This is a genomic window from Streptomyces sp. a15, from assembly GCF_059026085.1.
In genome coordinates this window covers 1-8,219 of sequence record NZ_JBWLKM010000163.1, presented here as the reverse complement: position 1 = coordinate 8,219, position 8,219 = coordinate 1, and the positions used below count along the sequence as shown (strand labels likewise).

Sequence of the window (8,219 nt, the reverse complement as noted above, 5' to 3'; positions counted from 1 at the left end):
ACGTCACCGGGCGCGGTCAGCACGTCGTACTGGTTCCAGCCGCTGCTGGAGAGAGTCGTGTACGACGTCGACGGCTTCAGCTCGGCGCCGCAGCCCGGCTTGTACAGCCGCAGAGCTCCACTGCTCAGCCGGACGAGCACGTCGTTGCAACGGTCCCCGCTCAGGTCACCGAAGGGCACCGGCCTCACCGAGGTCGCCCAGCCCGTCCCGGTGACCTTCCCGGAGAACGTGCCCTTGCCCGTGCCCTGATGGAAGGTCAGGCCGCCGGAGGAGTTGAGGGTGAGGAGCTCGCCGAAGCCGTCGTCGCCCACGTGGTCGCGACGGACCGCCTTGCCCTTCACCAGTCGGACCGTACCGGTCACCGTCAGCGGGGCGCCGACGCCGTCCGCCGGGGTGACGGTGACGGTCCAGTCGTAGGAACCGTTCGGCAGGTACGCGTCCCCGCTCCCCTGGGGGTCGAGACCGCTCCAGCCGACGCTCAGTTCACCCCGCGCGGCCGTGCCGTCCACGCCGTCGCCGTAGACCTTGCCGGTCGCACGGTTGCGCACCCTGACGTCCCAGCCGGAGGACGGCTTCGACAGCAGCAGGGTGGTCAGGATGTCGGGGGTCGTGTCAAACGTGTGTGCCTCGACGGACGACGCCTTGGTGACCGGTGCGAGCAGCCGCAGCGGCTGCTGCGCCACGCCGGACGGTACGAGGTGCACCTGCTCACGGTCGTCGACGTAGGCCGCGTTCGCGCCGGACTCGTCGACGGTCCAGCGCACGTCCCGCTGCGAGGTCCCGGTGTCCGGCAGCTCGCCGATGACCCGGCTCGCGGCCGTGCCGTCGGCGAACGTCGTCAGCGTCAGCTTCCCGGCCCGCTTGTCGTGCGTGACGATGAACCCATCGCCGAGCTTGGCCTCGTCGGCGGGCACGGCCACGGACCTGCCCGCCGTACGGTCGTACACCCCCGCCCGGCCGTCACAGGTCCAGTACAGGTAGCGGCCGAGCGCCTGGAGCTCGGTGGGCACGCAGCCGGCGTCCGTCCTCACCGTCTCGACGGTCTTCTTCGTCGTCAGGCTGTACGCCGTGACCTCACCGGCGTTCGCCCCCGCCGTCCAGAGGATCTCGCCGTCGAGGGCGGCGGCGCCCGGGGCACGGGTGACCTTGGGGCCGGAGCTGTCGCCGAGCTTGAGAACGATCTGCTGGGTCGCCGTCGTGTGGATCACGTACTGGCCGGAGACATCGGTGATCCGCCCGCCCGCGGGGACGTAGAGCTCCGAGAAGTCGTACGCCCCGGGCCCACTGGCCCTGATCCGGTCACGGGTGGAGGTGTCCCGCGTCAGCCAGACCGCACGGTCGTCGGCCGTACCGAACACGGCGCAGCCGCCCTCCGCCGCCGGGCAGGAGTAGAGCTTCATGTCGGTGCCGTCATAGTTGGAACGCGACCCGTACGTGGGTGTCCCGGTCGCCGCGACGGTCCGCAGGTAGGTGTCCCGGACACTGCCCCAGCTGTCGTCCGCGACCAGCAGCCGCCCCTGCTCCAGGGCGAGACCCTGGATCTTGTACGGCGGTTTCGGCAGCGCCTTGACGAGGGTGACGACGGGCTTGCCGTCTGCGTCGGGGTGGATGCGCTGGATGCCCCAGTCGTCGATGTCGGCACTGGTGCGGCCGATGGCAACGGCGTTGCCGGAGGGGGAGGCGGAGATTCCGTCGTCGGAGGAGGTGAGGAGGGTGATCGGGTCGCCGCCTGTGATCGGAACGGCCGTCACCTTGGCACCGCCGGCGGGCCGGTGGACGAGCCAGTCGCCGACCACCGAGAGGTCGTCGGCGGGGTTCACGCCGTCGGCACCGTCCAGGGTCACCTCGACGGGCGCCGCCGAGAGGTCGGCGCGGGAGTAGACGTACACCTTCGAGGCGGACGGGCCGCCGTACTGGACCAGGTAGTCGGACGACAGCTCGGTGTAGGAGGTGCCACTGGCCCGGGGCTGTGTCCAGCTCTGGACCTGCCCGGTCTGCGGGTCGACGGACACCGAGCGGATGGTGCCGTCGATCGCGCCGCTGAAGATGAGCGAGGTGGCGTCAGCACGCAACGGCCCTCCGAGCTTGAGCTCCTCGGGGATGCCTGAGACGACCACGTCACGGGTGGTCCCGTCGGGGCCCGCGCTCAGCAGGTGGTTGACCCGCGTGGTGGTCCCGTCCTCGGCGGTGACCTTCTCAAAGGTGACGACGATGTCGCCGAAGACCCCGGACCACACGCTGTGCCCCTCGGGGATCTGCAAGGTACTCATCGTTTGGTCGACGGCATTCCACAGGTCGACGTGGCCGTCCTGATAGCGGAACGCGGCGACGTCACTGCCCGTCCCGTCATCGACGGCCAGGCCCGTGGAGGCCGCCGGCACCTCGAAGGACTTGCCGTCCGAGTACCGCGTCCACACCAGCCGCATGGGGGCGTAGAGCCGGTGGAAGACACCCTCGCTGCCCGCCCCGTCTCCGCCGTAAGTCTCTTCGGAGTGGAAGAGGCTCGTCCGTGTGTAGCTGCTCTCCAGCGTCGCCGGCACCACTGTCTCCTGCGGCACCTCCGCCGCCGACGCCGACGACAGCAGCGGACTCAGGCCGGCCACGAGTGCGGCGGAGGCCGCGACAGCGCCGGCCGTGCGTCTCGCTCTCGATCGACGTGCGAAGACATGACGCGCCAAGGTGATCCTCCCCGGAAAGCAAAGGAGAGGGAGCGCGTTGCATCAGATGCCCCCCGGCCCCCGGCCGTCGCATCCCTCTCAGAAGTCGGCTGATCTTACAGTCTCTTCACGGCTCAGCAGAGAGCGTTTTCTGCCGACCTCCTTTGAGGCGCGAAAACGCCGTGGCGCCCGGAATCCCGGGCGCCACGGCGCTCACTGCTCAGGGACGGACTCAGCCGTTGCGCTTCCAGCGCGGCTTGTCGTCACGGCGGCCGAAGGAGCCGGTACCGGTGCCGGTGCTGCCGCCGCCGCGGTGGTCGTCACGACGACCGTTCGGGCGGTCGTGGCCGGCGGGGCGGAAGCCGGGGCGGTCGCCCTGGCGGTCACGGTTGAACGGACGGTCGCTGCCGCGGTGTCCGCCGCGCTCGTCACGACGCTCGAAGGGACGGGCCGGACGGTCGTCGCGGCGGAAGCCGCCACGGTCGTTGTCGCGACGCTCGAAGGAGCCACTGCCGCGGTTGTCGTCACGGCGCTCGAAGGAACGACCACCACCGCTGCGGTTGTCGTCACGACGCTCGAAGGAACGACCACCACCGCGGTTGTCATCCCGACGCTCGAAGCCACGGCCGGCGCCACCGCCACGGTTGTCGTCCCGACGCTCGAAGGAACGACCGCCACCACGGTTGTCATCCCGACGCTCGAAGCCACGGCCGGCGCCACCGCCACGGTTGTCGTCGCGGCGGAAGCCGCCACGGTCGTTGTCGCGACGCTCGAAGGAACGACCGCCACCGCGGTTGTCGTCACGACGCTCGAAGCCACGGCCGCCACCGCGGTTGTCGTCACGGCGGAAGCCGCCACGGTCGTTGTCCCGGCGCTCGTAGGAGCGACCACCACGGTCGTCCCGGTCCGCCCTGTCGACGTCCTGCGCCGCCGGCTGCTCGGGCACGGAGACCTCGGCCACCGCGGCCGCGGCCTGCGCCTCGGCAACCGCCGCCTCCGGGTCCTCGCCCTGCTCGCGCGCGGCCCGCGCGACCAGACGGTCGGCCTCCTCGCGCAGCTCGGTCGCGCGGCGCTGCGCCCGCTCCAGCTCCTTGGTGAGCTGGGCGACCTCACGCTCGGCCTGCTGCGCGGCGTTGCCCGCGGACTCGGCCTGGACCTCGGTCATCGAACGGGCGCCGGTGATCTCGGCGACCTCGGGCTCGAAGGCCGTACCGGAGTTGATGATGTGACGCCCGGCGTCGACGCCCGCGTCCTCCATCAGCCGGAAGATCTGGCGGCGCTGGTGCGGCAGGGAGAGGGAGACCACGGTGCCGGTGCGGCCGGCGCGGGCGGTACGGCCGGCGCGGTGCAGGTAGTCCTTGTGGTCGCCGGCCGGGTCCACGTTCAGGACCAGGTCGATGCCGTCGACGTGGATGCCGCGGGCGGCGACGTCGGTCGCGACGAGCGCGTTGACGTAGCCCTTCTTGAAGTCCTCCAGCACGCGGGTACGCGCGCCCTGCGTCATACCGCCGTGCAGCGCGTCGGCCTTCACACCGGAGTCGCACAGCTGCTCGGCGATACGGTCGGCGCCCAGCTGGGTGCGGACGAAGATGATCGTGCGGCCCTTGCGGGAGGCGATCGCGGAGGTGACCGGCGCCTTGTCCTTGGGCTTCACGATGAGGATGTGGTGCGACATCGTCGTGACGTTGCCCTGGGCGCTGTCGACCTCGTGCGTGACCGGGTCGGTCAGGTAGCGCTTCACCAGCGTGGAGATCTCGTTCTCCATCGTGGCCGAGAACAGCATCCGCTGGCCGCCCGCCGGGACCTGGTCGAGCAGCTCGGTGACCTCGGGCAGGAAGCCCAGGTCCGACATCTGGTCGGCCTCGTCGATGACGGCGATCTGGATGTTCTCCAGGGAGCAGGCGCCGCGGTTGATGATGTCGCGCAGTCGGCCCGGGGTGGCGACGAGGACGTCGACGCCGCGCTCGAGGGCGTAGATCTGGTTGCCCATCGAGGTGCCGCCGCAGACGACCTTCATCTTGAGGCCGAGGACGTCGCCGTACGGCTGGAGCGCGTCCGCGACCTGCATCGCGAGCTCACGGGTCGGCGTGAGGATGACGGCGCGCGGCTTGTGCTTCTCGGTGCGGCCGCCGGCCAGCGTGGCCAGGGCCGGCAGACCGAAGGAGAGGGTCTTGCCGGAGCCGGTGCGGCCACGGCCGAGGATGTCCTTGCCGGCCAGGGCGTCCGGGATGGTCGCGGCCTGGATCGGGAAGGGGGTGGTCACGCCGTTCTGGGCGAGCTTGCGCACGACGCCCTCGGGGAGTCCGAGGCTCGAGAAGGTGACCTCGGGTGCGTCCTCGGTGCCTGCGGCCTCGGGCACGTCAATGCCCTCGTTCTCGGGCACGACGACGTGATCAGTACTGGAAATGGACATGCGTATGCGAAACCTTCCGGAGTCTCGTCGGCACGCGCCCGTCAACTCCGTGTTTCGCAATACGACCGCCTCTATGCGGTCAGCCACGGCAAGGGAGAGAACGCGCCACACGGCGCGCTCTGCATCGGCGCCGGGCAATGGGATCAAACGATCTACCACCATACGCACCCACCACCCTCAGAGGCAAACCGGGCCTCAGCGACGTAGGCCACATCACACCGGCGACCCGGCCGTGGGCGCCGGCTCCCGCTGCCCCAGCTGCGGCCCCGGCGGCTCGTGGGCCGAGGACGACGGCTCGGCGGTCGTCGGCGAGGGCGTGGGCGAGGGTGGCGGCGGCTCGGTGGGTGACGGCTGCGGCTCGACCGTACGCGGGGTCGTCGGCTCGGCCCTGGTCGGCGACGGCGCCCCCGGCTTGTCCGGCTTGTCCTTCCCCGGCTCGGCACCCGGGGAAGCGGACGCACGCCCCTTCGCCGACGGGGACGCGGACGGCGACGCCGACTCCTCCTCGCCCTTCTTCCCCTTGCCGTGCCCGTGCTTGCCGTCGTCGGCCGCCGCGCCGATCCCGGCGCCGCCCGACACCGCCGCCCCGCCGTCGGGCGCCTCACCGCCCCGGGGCCCGGCGGAGTGCGAGGGCTTGGCGCTCCCGCCGCCGTCGTCGTCGCCGACGTTCATGCAGCCGGCGGCAGCGGCGACGGCCATGACCGTGGCGGCCAGACGGACGGGTACGTACAAGGGGCGCACGAGCAGCCACCTCCGGTGGAGGGTGAAGGAGTCAACCTGCCCAACTCCCGCCGCCCACAAGAGGACACGCGCCCCGTATCAGCGGCCCTCACCCGTACCCGAGCGTGTGCAGCCGGGCGTCGTCGATCCCGAAGTGGTGAGCGATCTCATGCACCACCGTCACCTCGGTCTCCTCGACGACCTCCTCCCGTGACCCGCACATCCGCAGCGTCGGCCCCCGGTAGATGGTGATCCGGTCCGGCAGCACCCCCGCGTACCACTCGCCCCGGTCGGTCAGCGGAGTCCCCTCGTACAGCCCGAGCAGCTCGGGATCGTCCGTCGGCGGTTCGTCCTCGACGAACACCGCGACGTTGTCCATCAGCCGCGTCAACTCCGGCGGGATCCGGTCCAGGGCCTCGGCGACCAGTTCCTCGAACTCCTCGCGCGTCATCTCCAGCACAGGCCCCATTGTCCGGTACGCCGCCGCCGTACGAGAGTCGGAGCAGAGTCAGGGCAGTCGAACGAGAGTCGGAGCGCACCCGCATATCCGCGGGCGGACTTGGGCATACGGGACCAATGGCCCGCGTCCCCGTCGTCGTCCGGAACATCGTGAACCCCCTGCGCAGGACCCCGCGCGCCCTCGCCCGCCACTACCGCGCCCGCCGGCCCCACCCGTCCGTGGAACTCGTCCGTCAGCCCCACCCCTGGTCCCGCGCCCTCGGCCTCGTCGCCGTGGTCGTCCTCGGCGCCTGGCTGGGGCTGCTGATCGTCGGCAACGTGCGGACTCCGGTCGGCCCCATGAACACGACGATGACCCTGCGCCCGTCGCTCACCGGCGGCACGAAGATCAACGTCTCGCCGCTCGGCGCCCTCGAGCTGGACAGCCACCAGGCCCCCGTCCGCCTGGACGTCAACGTCGACCAGCTCGACCCGGTCCGCTCCCAGGCCCTGGTCGACCACCCCGAACGCCTCTCCGGCCTCCAGGACGAGGTCACCAAGGACGTCGAACACGGCACCCTCGACCTGGCCGTACGCTCCTGCGTCGCCGTCGTCGCCGGCGCCACCGCCCTCGGCCTCGCGGTCTACCGCCGCCCCCGCCGGGCCCTGGCGGCGGGCGGCCTCGCGCTGACCCTCCTGGCCGCCTCGGGCGGAACGGCGTACGCCACCTGGAACCCGGAATCGGTCCTGGAGCCGAAGTTCTCCGGCCTGCTCTCCTCCGCCCCGTCCCTGGTCGGCAACGCCCGCAGCATCGTCACCGAATTCGACGTCTACCAGAAGGAGTTGGCCCGCCTGGTGACGAACGTGACGAAGCTGTACGACGCCACCTCCACGCTCCCGACCTACCAGCCCGACCCGTCCACCATCCGCGTCCTGCACGTCTCGGACATCCACCTCAACCCGGCGAGCTGGCCGATCATCTCCTCGCTGGTGGAGCAGTACCAGGTGGACGTGATCGTCGACTCCGGCGACACGATGGACCACGGCTCGGCCGCCGAGAACGGCTTCCTGGACCCGATCGAGGATCTCGGCGCCCCCTACGTCTGGGTCCGCGGCAACCACGACTCGCAGACCACCCAGCGCTACCTGGAAGGCCTGAAGAACGTCCACGTCCTGGACGACGGCCGGGCCGAGACCGTCGCCGGCCTGCGCTTCGCCGGGATCGGCGACCCCCAGTTCACCCCCGACCGCTCGAACAACCCCGGCGCCGGGGAGTCCCAGGAGCAGGCGGGCGCCCGCCTGGCCGCCGCCCTGCGCGCCCAGAGCACCGCCGGCAAGCCCGTCGACGTCGCCGTCGCCCACGAGCCGTCGGCGGCCCGCGGGGTGGACGGCGAGGTCCCGCTCGTCCTGGCGGGCCATCTCCACCACAACGAGATGGAGATCCTCAAGAACGGCACGCGCCTGCGGATCGAAGGCTCGACGGGCGGCAGCGGCCTGCGCGCGATCGAGGGCAAGTACCCCGACCCCATCGAGGCCTCGATCCTCTACATGGACCGCGACACCCGCCGCCTCCAGGCCTGGGACGAGATCAAACTGGGCGGCCTCGGCCTGACGACGGCCGAGGTCAGCCGCCACCTGGTGGAGGAGAACCAGCCGGGCGCCACCCCGTCCCCCTCGCCGTCTCCCTCACCCGCGTCCACGCCCCCCACCCCGACCGCCCCGTAAACCGTTTTGGCGATCCCTCCCGCCATCCCATATGCTTCTGACGTCCCCGACGCGCTGAGAAGCGCCCAGGCGGGCCGATAGCCCTCATCGTCTAGCGGCCTAGGACGCCGCCCTTTCAAGGCGGTAGCACGGGTTCGAATCCCGTTGGGGGCACGCAACACCGTGTGCGACACTGTCGTACACAAAGCTTGGTCCTGTGGAGCAGTTTGGAGTGCTCGCCACCCTGTCAAGGTGGAGGCCGCGGGTTCAAATCCCGTCAGGACCGC

5 protein-coding genes and 2 tRNA genes are annotated in these 8,219 nt (G+C 71.1%); 3 read left to right on the top strand and 4 right to left on the bottom strand.

Going from position 1 to position 8,219, the window contains the following annotated elements; genetic code table 11:
• The 4 genes from AC5P09_RS50625 to AC5P09_RS50610 form a co-directional block, all read right to left on the bottom strand.
• Positions 1 to 2,603: FG-GAP repeat domain-containing protein (locus AC5P09_RS50625; RefSeq protein WP_493880420.1), on the bottom strand; the 2,603-nt coding region annotated here is incomplete at its 3' end.
• A gap of 286 nt (positions 2,604 to 2,889) precedes the next feature.
• The gene (locus tag AC5P09_RS50620; protein WP_493880419.1) at positions 2,890 to 5,070 is read right to left on the bottom strand and encodes a DEAD/DEAH box helicase; all 2,181 of its coding nucleotides are present in this window, start codon (positions 5,068 to 5,070) and stop codon (positions 2,890 to 2,892) included.
• Positions 5,071 to 5,283: 213 nt separating this feature from the next.
• Positions 5,284 to 5,811: a hypothetical protein gene (locus AC5P09_RS50615; protein ID WP_493880418.1), complete on the bottom strand. Its 528-nt coding sequence runs from the start codon at positions 5,809 to 5,811 to the stop codon at positions 5,284 to 5,286.
• A gap of 88 nt (positions 5,812 to 5,899) precedes the next feature.
• Entirely contained in the window at positions 5,900 to 6,250 is a 351-nt protein-coding gene (locus tag AC5P09_RS50610; RefSeq protein WP_493880417.1) for a metallopeptidase family protein, read from the bottom strand.
• 116 nt (positions 6,251 to 6,366) lie between these two features.
• On the opposite strand from AC5P09_RS50610, the gene AC5P09_RS50605 reads away from it, so the two are divergent.
• The 3 genes from AC5P09_RS50605 (at position 6,367) to AC5P09_RS50595 (ending at position 8,218) form a co-directional block, all read left to right on the top strand.
• Complete coding sequence (locus tag AC5P09_RS50605) at positions 6,367 to 7,953, top strand: metallophosphoesterase family protein (RefSeq protein ID WP_493880416.1); 1,587 nt, start codon at positions 6,367 to 6,369, stop codon at positions 7,951 to 7,953.
• 80 nt (positions 7,954 to 8,033) lie between these two features.
• Positions 8,034 to 8,106, top strand: a tRNA-Glu gene (locus AC5P09_RS50600).
• A gap of 37 nt (positions 8,107 to 8,143) precedes the next feature.
• Positions 8,144 to 8,218: transfer RNA gene (locus AC5P09_RS50595), tRNA-Asp, on the top strand.
• Position 8,219 lies beyond the last annotated feature (1 nt).